21 protein-coding genes and 1 pseudogene are annotated in these 21,879 nt (G+C 43.7%); 5 read left to right on the top strand and 17 right to left on the bottom strand.

Annotation, left to right across the window (positions count from 1 at the left end; all coding sequences use genetic code 11):
* Window positions 1–163: 163 nt before the first annotated feature.
* The 5 genes from OCV70_RS17745 to OCV70_RS17765 all read right to left on the bottom strand — a co-directional run bounded on the left by OCV70_RS17745 (window position 164) and on the right by OCV70_RS17765 (window position 2,960).
* Window positions 164–703: a phage tail assembly chaperone gene (locus OCV70_RS17745; protein ID WP_003502278.1), complete on the bottom strand. Its 540-nt coding sequence runs from the start codon at window positions 701–703 to the stop codon at window positions 164–166.
* Between the two features lie 10 nt (window positions 704–713).
* Window positions 714–1,127 carry a phage structural protein gene (locus OCV70_RS17750; RefSeq protein WP_022463631.1) on the bottom strand — a complete coding sequence of 138 codons (414 nt, stop codon included), beginning with the start codon at window positions 1,125–1,127 and terminating at the stop codon, window positions 714–716.
* 16 nt (window positions 1,128–1,143) lie between these two features.
* On the bottom strand, window positions 1,144–1,998 hold the full coding sequence (locus OCV70_RS17755) for a helix-turn-helix domain-containing protein (RefSeq protein WP_262579955.1): 855 nt from the start codon (window positions 1,996–1,998) through the stop codon (window positions 1,144–1,146).
* 229 nt (window positions 1,999–2,227) lie between these two features.
* Window positions 2,228–2,701: a phage regulatory CII family protein gene (locus tag OCV70_RS17760; RefSeq protein WP_262579956.1), complete on the bottom strand. Its 474-nt coding sequence runs from the start codon at window positions 2,699–2,701 to the stop codon at window positions 2,228–2,230.
* On the bottom strand, window positions 2,682–2,960 hold the full coding sequence (locus tag OCV70_RS17765) for a helix-turn-helix transcriptional regulator (protein WP_118758198.1): 279 nt from the start codon (window positions 2,958–2,960) through the stop codon (window positions 2,682–2,684). Before OCV70_RS17765 ends, OCV70_RS17760 begins: the two co-directional genes overlap by 20 nt.
* A 179-nt stretch (window positions 2,961–3,139) precedes the next feature.
* Between OCV70_RS17765 and OCV70_RS17770 the strand changes: the two genes are divergently transcribed.
* The 3 genes from OCV70_RS17770 to OCV70_RS20365 are packed head-to-tail and all read left to right on the top strand — an operon-like array spanning window position 3,140 to window position 5,550.
* The gene (locus OCV70_RS17770) at window positions 3,140–3,793 is read left to right on the top strand and encodes a helix-turn-helix domain-containing protein (protein ID WP_262579957.1); all 654 of its coding nucleotides are present in this window, start codon (window positions 3,140–3,142) and stop codon (window positions 3,791–3,793) included.
* A 30-nt stretch (window positions 3,794–3,823) separates the two neighbouring features.
* Window positions 3,824–4,471 carry a TM2 domain-containing protein gene (locus tag OCV70_RS17775; RefSeq protein ID WP_022464040.1) on the top strand — a complete coding sequence of 216 codons (648 nt, stop codon included), beginning with the start codon at window positions 3,824–3,826 and terminating at the stop codon, window positions 4,469–4,471.
* The gene (locus OCV70_RS20365; RefSeq protein WP_262579958.1) at window positions 4,471–5,550 is read left to right on the top strand and encodes a site-specific integrase; all 1,080 of its coding nucleotides are present in this window, start codon (window positions 4,471–4,473) and stop codon (window positions 5,548–5,550) included. Before OCV70_RS17775 ends, OCV70_RS20365 begins: the two co-directional genes overlap by 1 nt.
* 241 nt (window positions 5,551–5,791) lie before the next feature.
* Here the strand turns inward: OCV70_RS20365 and guaA are convergent, their stop codons facing one another.
* Entirely contained in the window at window positions 5,792–7,369 is a 1,578-nt protein-coding gene (gene guaA / locus OCV70_RS17785; RefSeq protein WP_021925064.1) for a glutamine-hydrolyzing GMP synthase, read from the bottom strand.
* A 266-nt stretch (window positions 7,370–7,635) separates the two neighbouring features.
* On the opposite strand from guaA, the pseudogene OCV70_RS17790 reads away from it, so the two are divergent.
* Window positions 7,636–8,040: pseudogene (locus OCV70_RS17790) on the top strand (ABC transporter ATP-binding protein); the annotation flags it as partial.
* Here OCV70_RS17790 and OCV70_RS17795 read toward each other — a convergent pair.
* From OCV70_RS17795 to OCV70_RS17845, 11 genes are all read right to left on the bottom strand, one after another.
* Window positions 8,034–9,575, bottom strand: a complete 1,542-nt coding sequence (locus OCV70_RS17795; RefSeq protein WP_021925066.1) for an alanine/glycine:cation symporter family protein — start codon at window positions 9,573–9,575, stop codon at window positions 8,034–8,036. The pseudogene OCV70_RS17790 and the gene OCV70_RS17795 sit on opposite strands and share 7 nt — an antisense overlap.
* 580 nt (window positions 9,576–10,155) lie before the next feature.
* Window positions 10,156–11,994: an autotransporter outer membrane beta-barrel domain-containing protein gene (locus OCV70_RS17800; protein ID WP_195588280.1), complete on the bottom strand. Its 1,839-nt coding sequence runs from the start codon at window positions 11,992–11,994 to the stop codon at window positions 10,156–10,158.
* A gap of 216 nt (window positions 11,995–12,210) precedes the next feature.
* The gene (locus OCV70_RS17805; RefSeq protein ID WP_021925069.1) at window positions 12,211–12,831 is read right to left on the bottom strand and encodes a V-type ATP synthase subunit D; all 621 of its coding nucleotides are present in this window, start codon (window positions 12,829–12,831) and stop codon (window positions 12,211–12,213) included.
* A 17-nt stretch (window positions 12,832–12,848) separates the two neighbouring features.
* Window positions 12,849–14,231, bottom strand: a complete 1,383-nt coding sequence (locus OCV70_RS17810) for a V-type ATP synthase subunit B (RefSeq protein WP_021925070.1) — start codon at window positions 14,229–14,231, stop codon at window positions 12,849–12,851.
* Between the two features lie 18 nt (window positions 14,232–14,249).
* Window positions 14,250–16,022, bottom strand: coding sequence for a V-type ATP synthase subunit A (locus OCV70_RS17815; protein WP_173767889.1), 1,773 nt, complete (start codon window positions 16,020–16,022; stop codon window positions 14,250–14,252).
* Complete coding sequence (locus tag OCV70_RS17820; protein WP_117851003.1) at window positions 16,015–16,602, bottom strand: V-type ATP synthase subunit E; 588 nt, start codon at window positions 16,600–16,602, stop codon at window positions 16,015–16,017. The genes OCV70_RS17815 and OCV70_RS17820 overlap by 8 nt, the downstream gene beginning before the upstream one ends.
* Before the next feature lie 17 nt (window positions 16,603–16,619).
* The gene (locus tag OCV70_RS17825; protein WP_117851005.1) at window positions 16,620–16,928 is read right to left on the bottom strand and encodes a V-type ATP synthase subunit F; all 309 of its coding nucleotides are present in this window, start codon (window positions 16,926–16,928) and stop codon (window positions 16,620–16,622) included.
* A 2-nt stretch (window positions 16,929–16,930) separates the two neighbouring features.
* Window positions 16,931–17,362, bottom strand: coding sequence for an ATP synthase subunit C (locus OCV70_RS17830; protein ID WP_117851008.1), 432 nt, complete (start codon window positions 17,360–17,362; stop codon window positions 16,931–16,933).
* A 42-nt stretch (window positions 17,363–17,404) separates the two neighbouring features.
* Window positions 17,405–19,375: a V-type ATP synthase subunit I gene (locus OCV70_RS17835; RefSeq protein WP_117851010.1), complete on the bottom strand. Its 1,971-nt coding sequence runs from the start codon at window positions 19,373–19,375 to the stop codon at window positions 17,405–17,407.
* A gap of 18 nt (window positions 19,376–19,393) precedes the next feature.
* On the bottom strand, window positions 19,394–20,437 hold the full coding sequence (locus OCV70_RS17840; protein ID WP_021924908.1) for a V0D/AC39 family V-type ATPase subunit: 1,044 nt from the start codon (window positions 20,435–20,437) through the stop codon (window positions 19,394–19,396).
* Window positions 20,437–20,757, bottom strand: coding sequence for a hypothetical protein (locus OCV70_RS17845; RefSeq protein ID WP_021924907.1), 321 nt, complete (start codon window positions 20,755–20,757; stop codon window positions 20,437–20,439). Before OCV70_RS17845 ends, OCV70_RS17840 begins: the two co-directional genes overlap by 1 nt.
* Window positions 20,758–21,144: 387 nt before the next feature.
* Here OCV70_RS17845 and trmB point away from each other — a divergent pair, with 387 nt between their 5' ends.
* Complete coding sequence (gene trmB / locus OCV70_RS17850) at window positions 21,145–21,798, top strand: tRNA (guanosine(46)-N7)-methyltransferase TrmB (RefSeq protein ID WP_173767894.1); 654 nt, start codon at window positions 21,145–21,147, stop codon at window positions 21,796–21,798.
* Window positions 21,799–21,879: the final 81 nt, after the last annotated feature.

A 21,879-nucleotide genomic window follows, 5' to 3' on the forward strand; every position in this document is an offset into this window, starting at 1 on the left:
ATGATGCCTCCTTTCATTGTATTCCCTACAAATAGGATAGCACATTTTGTTGAAGTTTCTTTATATTTATTTTATCTAGCACAACAAGTTAATTTAGCTTTAATCAGTATGTACATTCTTAACTCCAGCTCGGAAAATTGCGAGGTGTCAAGTTTTCCGTATTTTACAATATCTTCCTCATCTTCTTCGCTATAGACTCGCCTACTTTCCCAGATGGGCCGGCGAGTCTCTTGAAAAAACCATTGAAGTTCAAACGGATAACATAAAAAGCGAGAATGAACATGTCCTGTACATCCCCGCAAAAAATCTCATTTACGATATCCATATCAAGTATTTCCTGTGAATACTCTCCTGTCTCCACATCGTCCTCATCCATTACAGGAAGTTCAACGACTACATTCTTATGAGTAATGAGCAATTTTTTCATCATCGATTCAACTTTGCTACCAGAAAACCCTTCCATACTCTTTGAAATGGAAGCGGCCGCATCATTTACATCAATGTCCATCAAATCTCCATCTTCTCCATCGCTTTCATTGTCGCTATTGCCTACAAGCGGCATAAGTGCTGCAAGAACCGGGGTAAGCAACGAAGCTAAATCTCCCGTAAGGTTTGCGGCAACCATAGCTGGAAAAGGTCTTATATAAAAATTCAGACCTCCAATCGTTTCCTTCTTTGGTTCAAGCTGCTTTAATCGTGCCATATTTTACCTCCTAACTTTCTACACCATCAGCTACTACAATCTCCCACTCGCGATTGTTCTGTGCTTTTCCGTAAGTTTTGCTTGCGGGCTTAGTAATCCAGCCTGTAGATGCGCTGAATTTCTCATTGCCAACAAGATCCTTCACTGTAACAGGGAAAAATCCCTTACCATTTTTCTTCATCTTCTCATACATCTTCTTGCAATATGCATTTGTTTTAGAGTTCTGAAGAACAGATACCTTTACGGTATAGATGGATGACGGATCCACACTCACGCAGACTTCACCATCTGCTCCTGCCACATAGCTGTTTCCATCGCCAGCAGGCTCAATAACAATAAAGCTGTCATCAGCAAAACCACTTGCAATATGGTTTCCGAGTGCAAGCGTTATCTTTTTCGGATTATAAGTTGTTACTCTTGGCATTAACCTTCACCTCCTTCTATGCGTACACAAGGTTGCCACTGATATTTACTACTTGGATTGCTCCTGCTAACTTGGCGGTAAACTTGCAGCCTGTCAACTGTCTGGATGCCTTTTCTGAATCACTCATACTTGAGGATGAAGGCACAGTTATTGTGTATCCCGGAATTTCATTATCATCATCGTCATACTCTGTAGGCGCAATTCCTCCGACTTTCTGCCCCACTTTTAACGATTCCTCCATCTTGCCTTCAACCGCAGTAATACCTTCATCAGTAAAAGGCACTTTCGTGTTCAACACAAGAAGATTAAATACTCTTTCCTGCATGTCATTCTTTAACCAATCTCTGAATCGAATTGTGTCAATCCATTCGTTTGCAAGCACCTTGCCGCCCATCGAGCTTGTGACGTTCTTTTTAGCATAAGTTGTAAAATATGTAATGCAGTTTTCATCGCAATATTTTTTCATAGCAGTGGATAACTTACACGGATATACGGCCGCCAGTGGTTTTAGTTTTTCTAAGATGTCTATTGTCGGCTTTGCTTTTCCCGTTTCAATTGCGTTGTACCCTTGTTTCCCTCTGTAACCTAGCAATTCAGATATGTCCTGTTGTGTCATACCATGCTTTTTACGCAAATACATAAGATTAAGCACATATACCGGCATTGCAGGCTTCATATCTCTCAACACTAGATCGTCAAGCGATACTCCATGATATCTTGCTAATTCCACAATTATTTCAATTCCCGGAGTTCGACTTCCGCATTCCCATGAAGACATTGTCTTTTGTTCAACTCCAAAGAGATTCGCCAACTCCTGTTGTGTCTTCCCTATCTGTTCCCGAAGGAATTTTAAGTTTCCCGCTAAATACAAAATGTCACCTCCTGCGGCTTGGAGCTGCTTGAAGCTCCGAGCAAATATTGTATTGGTTTCCCGATTCGGATTTGGATTCGGATTACGGACACATTTGTTGTCACTTGCTGTCAAATGTCCGCAGAATGTAAATAAAAAAATTATTAAGCTCTACTCTGCCAATAGCACCGCCAGACTGTCCTTGCTTTCGCTCTGTCCAATGATACTGCCGACCATTCAAGCCTATTTCTTACATATTCTTCTTAATCCAAAGCCTCATGCTTTGTGCAATCTCCTCTACCTCTTCTAAGTTTTTTACTACCTCATCAAGCTCAGGCTTTTCACTTTCATCAATCACACCATCTGCGGTGATGTCGAGAAGCATTTCTTTTGTTTTCCCTATCTTCCGGAAAACCGAAAGCGTTCTGACTGTGATTCTGTCCAAATTTGCCAGCTCCGCTTTTGGCATTTCGCATCCGAGCGGACACATCGTTCTGCAAAAATAATTTTCCAATTCCGGAGCATTGTATAAATCTGCCATCAGTCTTATTTCCTCTGGATAAGGAACTGCAATGCCACTCTCTATTCGATAAAGTCTCCCTCTGTCAATTGACATGTAATCTGCAGCTCCTTCTCTACTGCTCAACTGCTCATTGTGTGTTGCCGCTTCGCAACGGGCTTTGTAAAAGATGTTGGAGCTTGTCTTAGCTGTCACATTTGCCATTTTCTACATCACCTCCATGCGTTAAAATGGTATCAGTTGAAGTTTCTTGAACTTCTTTTGCAAAAAAAATTTTATATGTCATCTCTTTGGATAATCCGAGATGGATTGCGATTTGATTTGCTATATCTACGGAAATAGAGGTTTTCCCTTTTTCCATCAGGCAGTAACTGCTTTTGTCTTTGAAGCCGAGGCACTTTGCAAGTTTCTCCTGTGTTATACCGCGTTTCATTCGCTCTGCTCTCAATAGTGCCAGATCCATTGTCTTACCTCCTTATGTGTTTATGTTTCTTCAACTTTCATGTTCATATTACTTCAACTTTATTTTGTTGTCAAGCGTTTTGTTGAAGTTTCTGCAACTTTGTTTTTATTTCTTCAATTTAGAAAGGATGTGTTATATAATGAGTTTGAAATTATTAAACTTACACGGAGGCGATTATTATGGCAAATCTATCTGATAGGATTAAAAGCCTCCGCTTGTCAGCAGAAATGACACAGGAAGAATTTGGTAAGAAGTTCGGAATAGTAAAATCTACAGTTTCATTATATGAAAGTGGCAAAAGCACACCGAACGATCAAATCAAAAAACAGATATGTGACTACTTCCATGTTTCATTAGATTACTTGCTCGGTGTTGACAGGCAGGGAGGACTTGATTATGCGAACTTTCAGATAGACGAATCTGAATTCGCTCTCGATTTCAAAATGAGAATTCGGGAACTAATTTCTGAGCAAGGAATGACTGAAGATGATTTCATGCAAAGTACTGGTTTTAGTAAAGATGAAAAGGATGCTTATCTATATGGCAACAGAATGCCATCAATAGAGGATCTCATAAAAATCACCGGTGCATTAGATGTATCAGCAGATTATCTTCTCGACATTTCAAGAAGAAAAAGGCTGTCATCGGACGAAGAATCGCTCCTTCAATTATTTAACAAGTGCGATGACCAATGCAAAAACTATCTTATAGCAAAGGCAGGTGTTTTGTGCGTAGAGGGTATCTCGGCAGTTGCAGCTGGTGAGTATGGCAAATACGCAGACGAAGAAAAAAAATCATTTCCTTCGAGTGGTACCGAAGGAAAAGGGGCTTAAAAAAAATAACAGAACGATTGGAGGAATATTATGGTATGGACTGCAGCTTGGACCGACTTTGTTATCTGCCTCCTGTTTGGATGGCTTGGGGTTCATAAATTTAGAGAAAAGAAGATTGGTATGGGTATTCTTTACCTATGCACATTTGGATTGTTTTGTATCGGATGGTTTGTTGACTGCATCCGGTACCTGCTGGCCGCAATACACGGAGAACGCATTCAGGGTAACAGACCAATGCAGATTTCCGCAGACGCACCGCTGCCAGTTGTGCCATCAAATGTAATGCTTGCAAATGGAGAGGTGTGTCATTACTGTGGACCTGCTACTTTTGTTAAAACAAAGAATGTGGTCGTTGGATATTCCGGAGGAAGCCGTGGTACAAGTGTCCGTATTGCAAAAGGTATGTCGGTACATCTTGGGGCGAGAAAGGCAGCTCCAATCCGTGGTGACGTGCAGGAGCGTACACAGGGAGTTCTTTCTATTACGAATAAGAGAGTTGTATTTTCAGCAAACAAAGGAGCTTTCGATAAGAAGATTTCGGCATTGTCAGCTGTAACTCCTTATCAGAATGGCATTGCTTTCCAGTTCGGCGATCAACAGTATCCTTTGGAAACCCGCCAGCCGGAATATATTTATCAGATATTGGCTCGTGTGGTTAATTCATCCGAGGACATCTAATGCCGGCATATAAATACACTCTTAAAAGTGGCAAAACACTATGGTATGCTAATTTTTATTACACCGATTGGACTGGAGAAAAGAAGCATATCTGTAAACGAGGATTTAAAATACAGAGGGAAGCAAAAGATTATGAGAGGTCTTTTCTGGATCAGCAGAACACTTCAAGCGACATACTCTTTTCTTCCCTCGTTGCAAATTATCTTGAAGATATGGAACACCGCTTGAAACCTACCACAATGGAGAATAAGCGGTTTATTATTGAAACGAAGCTGCTCCCCTACTTTGGAAAACAGAAGATTTGTGACATTGATACAATAAAGGTCAGAAAATGGCAGAATAAGCTTATCTCCTATCGGGATGATGATGGAAAGCCATTCTCCCAAACATATTTAAAAACTGTGAACAACCAGTTATCAGCAATAATGAATTATGCTGTATCTCATTACCGCCTGCCTGTCAATCCATGCAGGGCGGCCGGCAGTATGGGAAAGAGCAAAGCAGATGAAATGAACATCTGGACACAGAAAGAATATGAGAGGTTTTCAAATGCAATTAGCAAATCGTCTATGAAGCTTGCTTTTGATATTCTCTTTTATACCGGTATGCGTTCCGGAGAGCTTCTGGCACTCACACCTGCAGACATTCTTTCATCAAAAAGAATTGATATCAATAAGAACTATGCAAAAATTAAAGGTGAGGAGCTATTCCTGGAGCCTAAGACACCAAAGGCAAAAAGATGTATTTCCATTCCGGATTTCTTATATGATGATATTCAAGAATACATTTCCAAGCTATATGGTATCGGAAATGGCGACAGGATATTTTACTTCCAGAAGACAGCTCTGGAAAAAGAAATGAAAAGAGTATCAGAAAGAATTGGTCTGAAGCCGATCAGAGTACATGACCTGCGGCACTCTCACGCAAGTATGCTGATAGAGCTTGGGTTTACCCCATTAGAGATTGCAGAACGTCTCGGCCACGAATCAATAAAGACTACTTTGGACACCTACTCACATCTTTATCCAGATAAAGATCAGAAGCTGGCAGACCGCTTGAACCAGTTTCGCAAGAATTGAATTTGTAAAGCCGTCTCAGACCGAGGCGGCTCTTTTTCTATCTGCAACCATATTTGATTGCACTTTCGATTTGCAACTGTTTTCGATTGCACTTTTTCAGGAAGCTGCACATCATCAGAATAATGCTCATTTTGAGTAGTAAAAGTAATGGCACATCATTCTTAACATCACATTAACATCACGGAGCAAAATAAAAGAGCCACAATCCCAGTAAAATAAGGATTTGTGGCTCAAATGTCCGTTATTCAAACTCAATCGTACCCGGTGGCTTACTCGTCAGATCATAGAATACGCGGTTTACACCTTTTACTTCATTTATAATACGGTTCATTACCCTGTTCAGCACCTCATACGGAACCTCTGATGCTTCTGCAGTCATGAAGTCGATGGTCTTTACGGCACGAAGTGCTACTGCATAATCGTAGGTTCTGAAATCACCCATAACGCCTACGCTTCGCATATTGGTAAGGGCTGCGAAGTACTGGTTGGGCATCCAGGATGGTTCTTTGCCAGTCTCGGCCTTGTAGGCTTCGGCGGCTTTGTCGATTTCTTCGCGGTAGATGAAATCTGCGTCCTGTACGATTCGTACTTTCTCGGCGGTAACTTCGCCGATGATACGGATTCCAAGTCCCGGGCCTGGGAATGGCTGACGGAATACCAGCTTCTCCGGGATTCCAAGCTCTAATCCTGCCTTGCGGACCTCATCCTTGAAAAGATCGCGAAGGGGCTCGATGATTTCTTTGAAATCTACGAAATCCGGAAGTCCTCCTACGTTGTGGTGAGACTTGATCACTGCGGATTCTCCGCCAAGACCGCTCTCTACAACGTCCGGATAAATGGTTCCCTGTGCAAGGAAATCAACGGCTCCGATTTTCTTCGCTTCTTCCTCGAAAATACGGATAAATTCCTCACCGATGATCTTACGCTTTGCTTCCGGCTCAGTAACTCCGGCAAGCTTATCGTAGTATCTCTGCTGTGCATTAACGCGGATAAAATTCAGGTCGAACTGTCCATTTGGTCCAAATACGCCCTCTACCTCATCACCCTCGTCTTTACGAAGAAGACCGTGATCTACGAATACGCAGGTCAGCTGCTTTCCGATTGCTCTGGAAAGAAGTCCTGCTGCCACAGAGGAATCCACGCCGCCTGACAGTGCAAGAAGAACCTTGCCGTCTCCTACTTTCTCGCGGATCTCTTTGATGGTATGCTCCACAAAAGCATCCATTTTCCAGTCTCCGGCACATTCACATACGCCCAGTACGAAGTTGGAAAGCATGGTCTTTCCCTCTACTGTGTGAAGAACCTCCGGATGGAACTGAATGGCATACAGCTTCTGCGCCTCATTTTCAGCTACGGCTACTGGACAATCCGCTGTATGTGCAGCAATCTCAAATCCCGGTGCCTGTTTGGAAATATAGTCTGTATGGCTCATCCATACAATTGTTTTCTCTGATACGCCTTTGAAAATTCTGGATTCTTTTTTATCAACCAGAAGCTCTGTCTTGCCATACTCGCTGACATCTGCTTTCTCAACCTTGCCGCCAAGCACATGCATCATAAGCTGTGCGCCGTAGCAAAGTCCAAGTACCGGAATGCCAAGCTCAAACAGTTCTCTCTGGTAAGTAGGTGAATCAGCCTTGTAGCAGCTGTTCGGTCCGCCGGTGAGAATGATTCCCTTTGGATTCATTGCTTTGATCTTCGCAAGATCGGTCTTGTAGGAATAGATCTCGCAATATACATTGCACTCCCTGACACGTCTTGCAACCAGCTGATTGTACTGACCGCCAAAATCAATGACAATAACTAATTCTTTCTTCAAGGTCTTCCTCCTGTTTTCCTTATAAAGTCTCTTTGGAATCGTTACTGCTCACTATGCAAACAGTAACCTTGAATCTTCTTTCCATTATAAATGAGTACGGCAACTTTTACAACGGCTAATTTATTTTGCCATACAAATTTTTCGCCCTTTCTTTCCTGATCATAATTCTCCACTAATTTCATTGCTAAAAGGAGCCATTATGTTGTTATGTAGTTGAAACCATTGTTAGTTTATTCTAATATTTCAATGGGATTGCCAGCAGTGAGCTGATGAACCAGATTTCCTACGTTTTTCAGGACAGCAGGCTTCTGAAAATGTCCATTCTGGACAATGTCCGGATTGGAAAACCAGACGCCACAGACCAGGAAGTCCTGCAGGCTTTGAAGGATGCGCCTATTATTCTTATGTATGAAGCCACTGCTTCCCTGGATGTTGACAACGAATCTTTGATCCAGGAAGCCCTTTCCAAACTAATCCAAAATAAGACCGTTATGATCATTGCACATCGAATGAGAACGGTTGATGGCGTAGATAAAATCGTAGTTTTAAAGGACGGCGTGGTTGCGGAAAGCGGTACGCCAGAGGAACTGAAAGCTCAGAATGGTATCTATAAACATATGATCAATCTGCAGCTTCAGGCAGAAAACTGGAAGTATAAAGGGGCTCAATGAGCCCCTTTCTTTTCATCCCAATATACACAGTCGTTTCTTCCAACTACGCTGGAATCAAACGGAGTGCCGTCATTTTTCTTATAATGCTTCGTCGCCTTGAATACACATTTCGCACCAACGAAAACAATAGGAACGTTGAAATATACGATCAAAATATTTCCCAGATCAGAGAACGCCCACAGGTTTCCAAGCTCCAGTCCGGCAAGGTTGCAGAGGATTCCAAATGCCGCAACAAACAGAGCAATACAGCGGACAATATTAATGCAAACTGCATCTTTGCGGATTCGGTTGGCTGCAATTTCGGAGAAGCTGATCATACCCAGAAGACAGGTAAATGCAAACAATCCGAAGCACAATGTTACCAAAAATGTCATGATCGCATTCATGGATGTTCCCGGTGTCAGCACTGCAATGGACTCTGTAAATTTCGGAAGTTTATCAAGTGCCGCCCATGCCTCAGCGCCTTCTCCAGTCCAGCAATGAGCCATAACAACCACAAATCCGGTAAGGGTACAGATCACTATAGTATCCAGGAAAACGCCCAGAGAAGCCAGAATTCCCTGCTCACATGGGTGCTTCGCATCCGCTGCTGCAGCAGACATGGTGATGGTTCCCTGTCCTGCCTCGTTCGACATCAGGCCACGCTTTACGCCCTGTGCCAGAACCGTTCCCATTGCACCGCCAAAGAATGCCTGTGGTTTAAACGCACCGCCGAATACTGAAGTAAAGAAATATGGGATCTGTCCAATGTTCAAAATGATCAAAACAAATACCACGAGGATATACAAAACTGCCATTACCGGAACCATCATATCCGTCCATTTGGAGACTTTTTTGATTCCGCCAAATGCGATTACCGCTGTGAGAATGATGATTGCCGCACCAGCTATATAGTAGAATAAAGAGTCCACGGCAATGGTTTTTCCTGTGAGAATTTCCGCCATTCTGCCCACGGAAGAAACTACATTAAAGCCCTGTGCCGGCAGGCAGCAAAGCGCATAAAGGATATAAAGGATGGACAAAAATACGCCGATGCCAACGCTGTTTCCAAGGAGCTTTCTGCCGTAGAACGGAAGGCCGCCTACAAATTCATCGTCCTTTTTCTCTTTAAAAATCTGCGCCAGAACTGCTTCCATATAAGCCACCGCCATTCCGAAAAATGCGGAGATCCACATCCAGAAAAGAGCTCCCGGGCCGCCTACTGCAATGGCGCCTGTAACACCGATAATGTTTCCCGGGCCTACTCGCATAGCTGCACTTAGCAGAAACGCTGCCAGCGGCGTAATTCCCGTTTGAACGGAACGCTTTTCTGTGAGAAGACGGATTCCCTTTTTGAAATGTGTCACCTGGATAAATCCAAGCTTAATGGTGAAAAAGATGCCGGATCCCAGAAGTACAATAATTGCCAGGGATATATTTCCCAGAATGGGAATATTCCGATACCATTCAAAGTTGGTGGGAAAGTCCCACAGCAGATCCGACAGCGGACCTATGAAACCAAATACTCCATTGATTGCCTCAAAAACAGCCTGCATACTCATACCTCCCCTTGTTATAACTGCAATTTCTCCCATGAAGATTTCCGGCTAATATTATGTTGTCAGGTCATACATTTTAATTTTCTGACATCAGTTATAAATCTTCTGGCGATTTGCATTATTACTTTCTATTATACAGAAATTATCGCCATAGTCTATTGTATTTTATGGGAAATATATTGCAAAAAGTGATATTTTGTATCTCGGGCTGTTATTTTGAGAGCTTCCAGTTTATAAGTTCTTTAGATTTTAATCATACTTTTTTCAATTCCTTCTCACAGATTCATCACAAATTCCGGGTATATTAATAAACAAATAAAGCGAAAGCTTTTTTACATAGATTAACAATTAACTTTTTCTTTTTCATACTTGCCGGACCAATTGGTCCGGCCCTCCTTCTTTTTAGGGGGATTTTTTTATGTCCAAAATCTGCAAAATAAAAGCCATATTCCCCAGTAAGTGTTCGCATCTCACTTCAAGGAATATGGCTTTTCAATTATTTCATTTATAAAATTTTATTCTGCTTATACCTGTCTGCCTTTACTTTGCAGCAACTCTCACTACTATTTTCCTGATTTTAAAGCTGGTCTGGTTTCTCTACTGTATAAGCGCTCTGATCCTGGATTGATGTTGCGCCGGACAGATCTACAGAATCACTGTAGGAACCTGTTGTGATTGTGTACTCGCTGTCGCCCTGTACGTAAACAGTTCCGTCAGTACCCTGGATTGTTACAGTTTTTCCTTCGCTGTCCACGATGGTTCCTTCATTTTCCAGAGCAGAAACTGTGCTGTCACCAGTTACGTTCCAGGTGGAATCGGAGCTTACATAGATGTTGCAGTATCCGCCTCCGCCTTCGCCAGCGTATGTCTCATCATCTACAACAGCGCCTGTCAGGCTGCTGCCCTCTGTCAGATAGAAATCAAGGTCGCTGATAGAATCCCAGATCACATTGCCCTGCATATCCTGGCTGATGCCTGTGAAATGGCAGTCCGCACCGTTTGCTCCAGACTGGCCCCAGCCTCTCTGGTTGGTGTTGCCTGTGCACTGCAGAAAAAATTCATTATCGTCGTTATAGTTAATGTCAACATTACTTAAAGTAATGGTACTTTCTGTATTGGTTGTGTAGAACACGCCGCCGTTTTCAGAAGTCAGGCTACCGCCGTCCATCTGGAAGGTACTGTTTCCAACCTCAGAGTCACCGGACATGCTCTGATAAAGAATAACGGTCCAGGTATTGTCGTTCTGATCCAGGTCACTCATGTTTCCAGTCAGATCACAGTCATAAAGGTGAATGGAGTTCAGACCTTCGATGCAGACTGCCTCGGAACCGTTTGCTGTCAGGCTCGCGTTGCTTACCGCAATGTCAGCTGTGCTGTAAATAGCCGGGGAACCAACACCGTTGGAAACATAATTTCCTCCATCAATTACCATTGTTCCGCCGCCTCTGTCACTTCTGATTGCCGCAGAAGACTCTCCGTTGGTCTCAACATCCAGATCCCATCCATAAAGTGTACCGCCGCCAGCTACATGAACACCGCCTGAGGTATCTTGTGTTGTTTTTACAGTTGTACCGGAAGCATATACCGTTCCATCTCCATATGCAAAAAGTCCTGCACCGCCAGCTGCATCTGTTGTTACGCTGCCATCCTTTACATAAGCAGTACCGTCTGTTGCCAGAACCGCTGCGCCAACGCCATAGAAACTGGAATTGTCTCCGCCTGTGCTGCTGTCAGAAGTTCTTGTAATGGTATCATTATCAAGGGTTACGCTTGCTCCGGAAGAAATCAAAGCTGCGTTCTCATCTGTACCAGTAGACTCCAAAGTCTCACCAGATACGGTCGTGTCCTCTGTATATTCATTTACAGCTGTATAACTGTCAACACCCTGAGACTGTCCGCTCATTTCCATGGACATTACAGTAATGCTCGCTGCATTTCCGTCTTCATCTAATGTAATGGAAACAATATCCCCTTCCTGAATATCAGAAAGTGAAATTTCCTCAGCCTCTGCACCCTGTCCGTTACCATCTGGCTTCTCCGGTACTCCACCGTTCTGACCGTCTCCGCCAGTCTGGCCCTGCTGCATACCGCCAGACTGTTTCGTAATCACAGTATTCTCTGTAATAGTAATCGTCTGGCCCTGACCATTACCACCCGGCTGCCCCATTTCCTTCATAGTACCAACCGCAATAGTAATCTCCGTATCCGAAACCGATTTCACCTCACCAAGAACCACATTCTCCTCAGCTTCATCACTCTGTGCATTCTCATCACTGCCATCAGCCTTCTCACTACTTTCGTCAGAAGCCTCATCCGCTGCACGCTCCGTCTTAACATTCTCCGCATAAACCATAGCCGGAACAGAAGTTGTTGCTACCATAACACCCATTAAAACTGCTAAATATCTACGTTTCATACCCATTCATTTCCTTTCTGTATTCATATTCATCCGATCCACTCTCAAAGCCCTCATCCACTTCTCCTTTGAATCGTCTTTGTTTTTGTGTTCCTTATGGCTTATACTATACAAACAATTTGTGTCCAAAAAATGGGGAAATGGTGTTCATTCTATGGGTACTCTCGTAAAAAACTGTGAACTCATATTTCAAGCCGAAAAAAACAGGGTGCGCCATCACGCACCCTGCTTCATCCTCTTAATAACCTTAAGTCGTGTAAATTCCTCTCGCTCCTTCTCCTCCAAAGCATTGGAAATATCCTTTGTCAGAGCTTCAAACTTCGGAATCGTAATATTCTTCAGCGCATTCGCCCTCTTCTGCGTCTTCTTAATATTGCTGGCCAGACGAATCGCCGAATTCTCAATCATAGACAGCTTAATCGAAAGCTCCTTCACCCTCTCAAAAGCCGCCTTCGCCTCATCCAGAGACATCTTCGTACTATAATAAGCATACGTAGGAACATTTCCTGACTTGTCATACTCCACAAGCGGAATTTCTGTACCCATGACGCTACGCGTCTTAATACGAATCGAATCCTCAATCGGCACCGTATGCGAAATCTGATCCACAAACGCGATACCCATCTCCATATTCGCCCTCTGCAAAGCCGCATAAGCCGTACGGAACGTCTCATCAATCTGCCCCTGAATATCCTTCGCCTGATCAACCAGATTCATCATCTCACGAATCAGAATATTACGCTTTTTATCCATCAGTTCATAACCCTGACGGGAAAGAGCAAGAGAATTCTTAGCCAGAATTAAATTACCCTTGGTAGGAAACGTATTCGGATCCATTCAAGTCACCTCACTCTTTATTTGGTCGTCTCGTGATAATACTGATCCAGAATCTTAGTATCAATACGGTCAAGCTCTTCCTTAGGAAGCATACCCAGAAGCTCCCAGCCCTTATTCAGGGTATCAATAATACTTCTGTTCTCTGTATCCGTCTGTCCCACAAACTCAGCCTCAAACGCCTTACCAAACTGCAGATACTTCTTATCCAAAGGAGAAAGCTCATCCTCACCGATAACAGAAGCAAGCGCTCTCGCGTCACCAACCTTGGCATAACAGGAAAACAGCTGGTTCGCAACATCTTGATGATCTGCTCTTGTAAAGCCTTCACCAATACCATCCTTCATCAGACGGGAAAGTGACGGCAGAACATTGATCGGCGGGTAAACGCCCTGGCCATGAAGCTGTCTGTCCAGAACGATCTGACCCTCAGTAATATAACCGGTAAGGTCAGGAATCGGGTGCGTAATATCATCATTAGGCATAGTCAGAATCGGGATCTGTGTAACAGAACCTGTACCGCCAGAAACGATACCTGCACGCTCATATAAAGTAGCAAGCTCACTGTAAAGATATCCAGGATAACCCTTACGGGAAGGAATCTCACCTTTAGAAGAAGAAACCTCACGCATTGCCTCACAGAAAGAGGTAATGTCTGTAAGGATAACCAGAATATGCATTCCCTTTTCAAAAGCAAGATACTCTGCTGCAGTCAATGCGATTTTCGGAGTCAGAAGACGCTCAACAGTTGGATCATTTGCCAGATTCAGGAACATAACAACATGGTCGGAAGCACCGCTCTCCTCAAAGGTTCTGCGGAAAAACTCAGCAACATCATACTTAACACCCATTGCAGCAAATACAATAGCGAAATTTTCATCAGAATCGGCACCAAGAGAAGCCTGACGTACGATCTGTGCAGCCAGCTTGTCATGAGGAAGACCGTTTCCGGAGAAAATCGGAAGCTTCTGTCCACGAATCAGTGTGGTCAGACCATCAATGGCAGAAATACCTGTATTGATGTAGTTTCGCGGATACTCACGGGTAACCGGGTTCAGCGGTAAACCGTTGATATTCAGACTAACCTCAGGAGTGATCTCACCAAGACCATCAATAGGCTGTCCAATACCGTTAAAGGTACGTCCCAGGATCTCCGGGGAAAGTCCGATTTCCATCGGATGACCGCTAAGGCGTGTATGAGTATTTCCAAGGGACATATTGTCTGTACCCTCGAAAACCTGGATAACTGCTTTATCCTCGTATATTTCAATGATACGGCCAAGTTTTTCGGTACCGTCATCCATACGGAAGGAGACGATTTCCTCGTAGGAAGCGTTCTTAACGCCTTCCAGAACTACAAGAGGGCCGTTTATTTCACTAAGGCCTAAATATTCGATTGCCATAAAAAACTTACCTCCCTATCAGCCGTTTCTCTCTAATACGTTATCATAGAATCTGTCGATGTCAGCCTTATACTGGTCAAACATCTCAGGTTTGTTATTCGGAACATCATATTTGATGGCAATTACACGCTCAAAAATGTTGTCCTCCTTCAGTACGGAAACCGGCATTCCCTGGTTTACAAGGGAACGGCATTTCTCATAAAGATAAAGGATAATCTCCATCATATTAAACTGCTTGCTCATTGGCACGCAGGTATCCTCTGCATGGAATGCATTCTGCTGAAGGAATCCAAGACGAATAACCCTTGCGATTTCCAGTGTCAGCTTCTGATCATCCGGAAGAACATCGCTACCGATCAGCTTAACAATCTCCATAAGAGAACTCTCCTGGTTCAGAATTGCCATCAACTGATTACGGTCGCTGACAAATTTACCGGAAACATTATCTCTATACCACGGACTTAAGTCCTCCAGGTACTCACTGTAGCTTGTCAGCCAGTGGATTGCCGGGAAGTGACGGGCATAGGCAAGAGACTTGTCCAGTCCCCAGAAGCAGCGGACGAAACGCTTTGTATTCTGTGTAACCGGTTCAGAGAAGTCACCACCCTGTGGGGAAACCGCTCCGATAATGGAAACGGAACCTTCTGTACCGTTTAAGTTCTGCATCATACCAGCTCTCTCATAGAAAGCAGAAAGCTTGGAAGCCAGATAAGCCGGGAAACCTTCCTCAGCAGGCATTTCCTCCAGACGTCCTGATAACTCACGAAGAGCCTCAGCCCAACGGGAAGTGGAGTCTGCCATGATCGCAACATCATAACCCATGTCTCGGTAATACTCAGCAAGTGTTACACCTGTATAAATAGAAGCCTCACGGGCTGCAACAGGCATGTTGGAAGTATTGGCGATCAGGGTTGTACGGTCCATCATCAGGTTTCCGGATTTCGGGTCGATCAGTTTACTGAAGTCTTCCAGAACCTGTGTCATCTCGTTTCCACGCTCACCGCATCCAATATAGATAATAATATCTGCGTCAGACCACTTTGCGATTTGGTGCTGTGTCATTGTTTTTCCAGTACCGAAACCGCCAGGAATTGCTGCTGTACCGCCTTTTGCAATGGGGAAAAGGGTATCCAGGATACGCTGTCCGGTTACCAGCGGAACGCTTGCAGGGAAACGTTTGTAGGTTGGTCTTGGAACACGAATCGGCCATTTCTGAGCAAGGGCGATCTCTTTCTCGCTGCCGTCAGAAAGACGAACAGTTACGATAGGCTCCAGAATGGTATAAGCTCCATCCGGAACAGCCTTAATAACCTCAACCTCTCCTCCAATTGTAGGAGGAACCATGGATTTGTGAAGAATGGAAGCTGTCTCCTGTGTCTCAGCAATAATAGTTCCTGCGCTTACCACATCTCCAACCTTAACGGTTACGTGTACATCCCATTTCTTGGAAGTGTCAAGGGAATCAACGCTGACACCACGGGAAATATATTTACCGGAGGACTTGGCAATCTCCTCCAGAGGACGCTGGATACCATCGAAAATATTGTGGATGATTCCAGGTCCAAGAAGAACGGAAATGGCATCGCCTGTTCCTATTACTGTATCTCCTGGCTTCAGTCCTGTTGTCTCCTCGAAAACCTGTACAGTGGTCATGCCCTTTTTCAGGCCGATAACCTCTCCTACCAGTTTCTCAGGTCCAACATAAACCATCTCGGAAATCTTGAATCCGGGATCACCTTTCAGATAAATAACAGGACCGTTAACGCCGTAGATAATACCTGTTTTATTCATGGCTCAGCCCTCCGTCAAATTTAAATTCTTTCTTCAGTGTTTCATAAGCGCCCATAAAAGAGTTGTCAATCAGGATGTTCTTCGCCGGGATGGTAGCTTTGATGCCGCCCATAAACGGCTCATTAGAAATCTCAACAGCAAATCCTGTTTTTGCCACAATGGAACGCTGCAGTGCTGTATCTTCCGGGGAAAGATAGATGAAGATCTCATCATTTCCCGCAAACTCTCTTGCCTTCTGGATCTTCTGGCAAAGATAATCCTGATATTCCGGGCTTGCCATAAAGTCTTCCAGATGATTCTTAACTTCTACAAAAAGCTCATTTCTAAGCTCATTCTGTTTGGTTGTCCAGTCACGTCTTAAAGTCAGCTGCTCAGCAGAAAGTGCCTTGTTTACCTCGCGGGTTGCATTTTCTGTCTCGGCCTTGATCTGTGCCTCGGCATCCATTTTTCTTGATTCTTTATGCTTTTCCAGCATTTCTTCCAGGCTCTTCTTATGGGCTTCCAGTGTATTCTCAGCCTCTGTCTGGGCTTCCGCAACGGAAGTGTCATAGAAATGCTGCAGTTTTTCTTCAATTGTCATGCTTGGTCTTCTCCTGCCTATAACTTTAAGCCAATGGCTTCGTTAACATATCCGGTAATAAAATCAGGTTTACGGCCTGTACCATGCCTGTCAGGGATTTCGATGATCAAAGGCGTTTTATGGTTCAGCTTTACATCGTCCACGATCTGGGGAAACTCCCGGCCGAATTTCTCGGTCAGAAGGAGAATCCCGATTTCTTTGTTGGCGATCGCTTTTTCCAGAGCGTCCTTCAGTTCGTCACGCTCATGAACTACAACGCCTTCCACACCTGCCAGTCTCATCCCTGTGCAGGTATCGATGTTGTCACTGATCAAAAACATTTTCATAATTATAATTTACCGATGATCATGAAGGAAATGATCAGACCATAAAGAGCAACACCTTCGGCAAGACCTACGAAGATAAGAGATTTACCAAGAATGCTCTGATCCTCGCTGATTGCACCAAGAGCTGCACTTGCCGCACTGGCTACGGCAATACCACCACCGATACAGGAAAGACCTGTAACAAGAGCTGCTGCGATATATCCAAGACCTGTTGCAAGACCTGCATCAGCGCTTGTTGCAGCCTGTACAGAAGAGCTTCCTGCAAACATAACCATTGCTGCTACTAACATGGTACCAAAGAAGAAAAATGCGTTTGTTGCAATTGTTGTTTTGTAACGTCCACGGCTCTTCTCGCCGATGAAATAATAACCAAATGGAACGATAATGCTTAATACAAGCGCTACTGCTAAGATAATCTGTGTCATAACTGTCATGATAATTGACCTCCTCGTAATTCAATCTTTCATAAATTAAATTTATTTTGCCTCCGCATCAGAACGGAACGGCTCGAATTTTCTTCCGCTTCCTTTGTAGAAACGGCTGAACATCTCGTAATATTCAAGTCTGAGTACCTGGATACCAACGATCAGGCCCTCAAGACCGCATACGAAAATATTTCCAAGAACGATTACTACCCAGTTCGGGCTTCCGTTCTCAGCACCGGCCAGCATCAGCACAACCTGCATCATAGCCGCATGGCTGACTGCATAAGCTCCGATACGCACGAAAGAAAGTGTGTTGGAGAAGTAGCTCAGAAGAACCTCGAACATTTCGAAAAATCCCTGAACGATAAACATTCCCACACCGCCTTCAAAAGCTGCCGGTTTCTTTTCCACAAGGTTTGTAAGAGGCTCTTTTAAGAACATTACAAGCAGCGGAAGGATAAACATAATGCAAAGAACGATACCGCCCGGAAGCTTATGGCCTGTCATAAACAGAGCAATTACAATAACTGCGGAGCCATAGAATACAAGGCCTGCAACAGAGTTGGTATCGAACCATACCTTCTCTGTATCTTTCGCTTTCAGGGAATTCATAATATTAAAGATCATACACAGAAGAATGATTCCCATACCAAAGCCGATGGCGATAATAAATACGGTGTTCAGTTTTCCAATAAAAGGCACATCCATCATGGCATCCATTGGGCGCAGCCAGACAGGTTCTATAATATCCTCAAATCCAAAGAAGCTGCCGAACATGAAGCCAAAGAATGTGGAAAAGATTCCGGCACAGCTGATGATTCCGGCAAGGTCAATATGCTTGAACTTGTAAAGAAGGAATCCGCCAATAAGTAAAACCAGTCCCTGTCCTGCATCTCCGAACATTGCGCCGAAAATAAAGGAATAAGTAAGGGCGATAAACCAGGTGGGGTCCATCTCTCCGTAAGCCGGAAGGCCATACATTTTGGTGTACATTTCGAATGGCTTGAAAAGCTTGGGGTTCTTCAGCTTGGTAGGCGGTGTCTTGTGGGCATCCTCCTGCTCATTCTCATCGATCAGGCAGAAGATACGGGCATCTCCGGAAATATCATTCTGGAAAGCTTTTGCATCTTTCTCTGTCATCCAGCCGCAAAGAATATAGAACGGCTCCTTCGGCTTATAATCAGCTGACGCATCCGCGCTGTTGTCTCCATGTGTGCAGGCTGCCAGCTTACGGATATCAAAGTTCCGTGAAAACTGGGAAAGTGTCAGCTTGCTTGAAGCAATGTCAGATGCATATTTCTTAAAGAAAGCTTTTCTTGCCGCTTTGTTTGCATCCAGGTCAGCGATCGTCTTCTTATACTCTGCTTCAAGTGCTGTGAAAGCAGCCTTGGCAGTTCCATCATACTGATCCGGTACATAAATTTTTTCAAAGTGCATAGCAGAATATACGGCATGGATCCGCTGTGCTTCGTGAACGGGAACAAAATAAATTCCCCAGATATAACGTTCGTCTTCATCACATTTAATGAAAATCGTGTCCAGATTGTCATAAATGTAGGTTTTGAATTTCTCGAAATAATCTTTCTCGATCCGTCCAAAGCGATAATGGATATAACGCATTTTCAGGATAGACTGCACATCAAAGTCTACATTTCGGAACGGATAGATGATTCGAAGTGATTCTGACAGGGAATCACGTTTCTCTTCCAGTTCCTGGCGGGTCTTATTCAGAACGTCCGCTTCGTCTTTGATCTGCTGTACAAGAGAGAGCGCTTTTTCGATTGGAAGCTTCTTCGCAGAAGCCTGCTCCGGGTTCTCAACCTCTTCATAGAAGCTTCCGATGGTGCTTAAAGCTTCTTTATACGGATTGATCTCAAGGTACGGGGAAAGATTCTTCACATCTGTCAGCTCTGTAAGAGCATTTTCCAGATGAATCTCATACCGGCTGAGGTAATTGTTTACAACTCGGTCGATATCCTCCCTTGGCCCGGTAATGCTGACAAATTTCATTTTCTCAATCACATTGCTACCTCCGGGTTACTAATTGTTGTGAACATAACGCATTGCCTCGTCCGGATCAACCTGGTAACGAACACACTCCAGTGCGATGGTCAGACGGTTTACCTCATGTTCTTTGTGATAAAGATAAGAATACAAAACAGCTACGGAATAAGGATCTTTGCGAGCCTCTTTTTCCAGGACAGTACGGAGCATGTTGTTATAAAGCTCCTCCATGGAAATCAGGTTCATCTGCTGATATTTCCGGCCGTACCAGGTACGGTTGAAAATCTGCTCACCTTCTTCTCTGCTGGTAGCTTCTACCATGGCTGTGATTTCTTCTTTCTTTAGTTTATAATTCACGGGAATCAGCTGTGCGTAGATGGCTGCAGGCTCCATTTTGTAATAACGCTTGGATCTTAAGATAAACTGCAGATTCAGCATATCAAATTTCTCGCCGTAAGCCTTGGTGATCTCGTCTAAGTCATTTCCCTTGAATAACTTTTTGCGGACACTCCAGATCTGATTGAAATAATAAAGATCAAGAGCCATTCCGTAGTCAAATAAAAGTCCATTGCCGTTCTCATATACGCTCAAAAGAGGAGCGTAAAATTCATTTCCCTTCAGGGCTGTCATGAATTCATCCATATTTCCGGCACTTACCAGTCTGTCAAGATCCAGCTTGGAATGGTGCAGGAAAAAGTCACGGTAAGGACTCATATCCACAGGATTGGTGCTTCTGTGATCAAAGAGATTCGTAAGGATCTCTTTCAGAACACGGATTTCGTAGCGCTTGGAATAAAGTGCCAGGAATTTGCGCTGTTCCTTGTTTGCAAAATTATAAATGCGGGAGAAATTTCCGAAAATGGATTTCTTCAGAAGCTTCTCAATCTCACCTCGATGAAGATTGTTCTCATCAAGATCAGACCAGGCCTTCGCATATTCCGGCGTTTTTTTCAAATAAGCAGCTACCTGTGGAACATCCGAAAAACGGACAATTTCCTGAAGCTGTTCATCTGTTACCAGATGACTGCTCATAGCGCGTATTTTCGTGGAAACTCCGCTGTAGGAAAGAACGCTTCCCATTACATCACTTCCTCCTGAATGATCTTTTCAAAAATTTCTTTGGAAAGGCGTTCGTGATTCTTCGCGTAGTAAGCGTCGAGCTCACTTAAGGCTGCCTGTGTATCTTCACGCAGGGAAGCAAGGCGCTTATCCTTCTCACCTTCAAGATTACGGCGTATTTCCTGAATCTGCTCTTCGGTGTGTTTCTCCAGCTGGGTGTCAAATTCCTTGGACTGCCTTTCCATCTCAGCTGAAAGAGCTTTCTTCTTCTGCGCGGCATCATTCATAATGCTCTGTGCAGTGGTCTCTATCTCGGATAATTTACCGATTATCTGTTCCATTTTTCCCCTCCTTTTCAATTTTTAAGTATTTTACATCTATTTCACAGAAAAAGCCAGTCAAAGTTTGCCTAAATTTTTTATAAAAATGCGCCAAAATTCCAGATAATGTGACTAAAAATTAACAATCTTTTCAAAATCTGTCATACCAATTTTTAATAATGGGTACACGTATTTACTATAATAAGAAAGTTTACCTGCCAGTTATTAATTTTCCAGTCCCTGCCTTCCATATCCTATTATTGCGAAAACACGGAAAATCATGTATAGTAGGTTTCATGAAAACAGATATCGTCTGCATGAAATCATAAACAGAGCCCATATGAATCTGTCTTAATTTTTGCTGTATCAGCAGTTTTAAATATCAAAACATTATGTCAGGAGGCATTTATGCGACTTAGAAATATCCCCGGCGCCAAAGACGCCATTGAAGAAAGTATTTATGTAATCCAGAATCCCCAGGAAAATAAAGGGTGCTGGGACAAGGTTTTCCCACAGAACCAGCCCATCCACCTGGAAGTAGGCATGGGAAAAGGCCGCTTTCTTATGGATATGGCCCGGCTTCACCCGGAGATCAATTATATCGGAATCGAAATGTATGACAGCGTGCTCCTTCGCGCTATCCAGAAGCGGGAGGCTCTTGCAGAAGAGGGAGAAAATCTTTCCAATTTAATGTTCATGCGCATGGACGCCAGACTTCTTCCGGAAGTTTTTGAAAAAGGGGAAGTGGCAAAAATTTATCTTAACTTCTCCGATCCATGGCCAAAGGCCCGCCATGCCTCCAGAAGACTGACTTCCCGTGAATTTCTCGCCCGCTATGACCAGATTCTCACCCTGGAAGGCACTATTGAATTCAAAACCGACAACCGCGGTCTCTTTGATTTTTCCCTGGAAGAAGTTCCGGAAGCCGGATGGAAATTAGAAGCCCACACCTTTGACCTTCATCACAACGAAGAAATGATGAAAGGAAATGTCATGACCGAATATGAAGAGAAATTCTCTTCTATGGGAAATCCCATCTGTAAAATGATCATCAGCCGATAAATTTCACACACTCCTGTCAGGTATGCACCTTTTTTCTGTGTCTTCATATTGTAATAAAGAAGGTTCTACCCCGACAGGAGA

The organism is Blautia acetigignens (assembly GCF_025566865.1).
Classification (GTDB): Bacteria; Bacillota; Clostridia; order Lachnospirales; family Lachnospiraceae; genus Blautia_A; species Blautia_A acetigignens.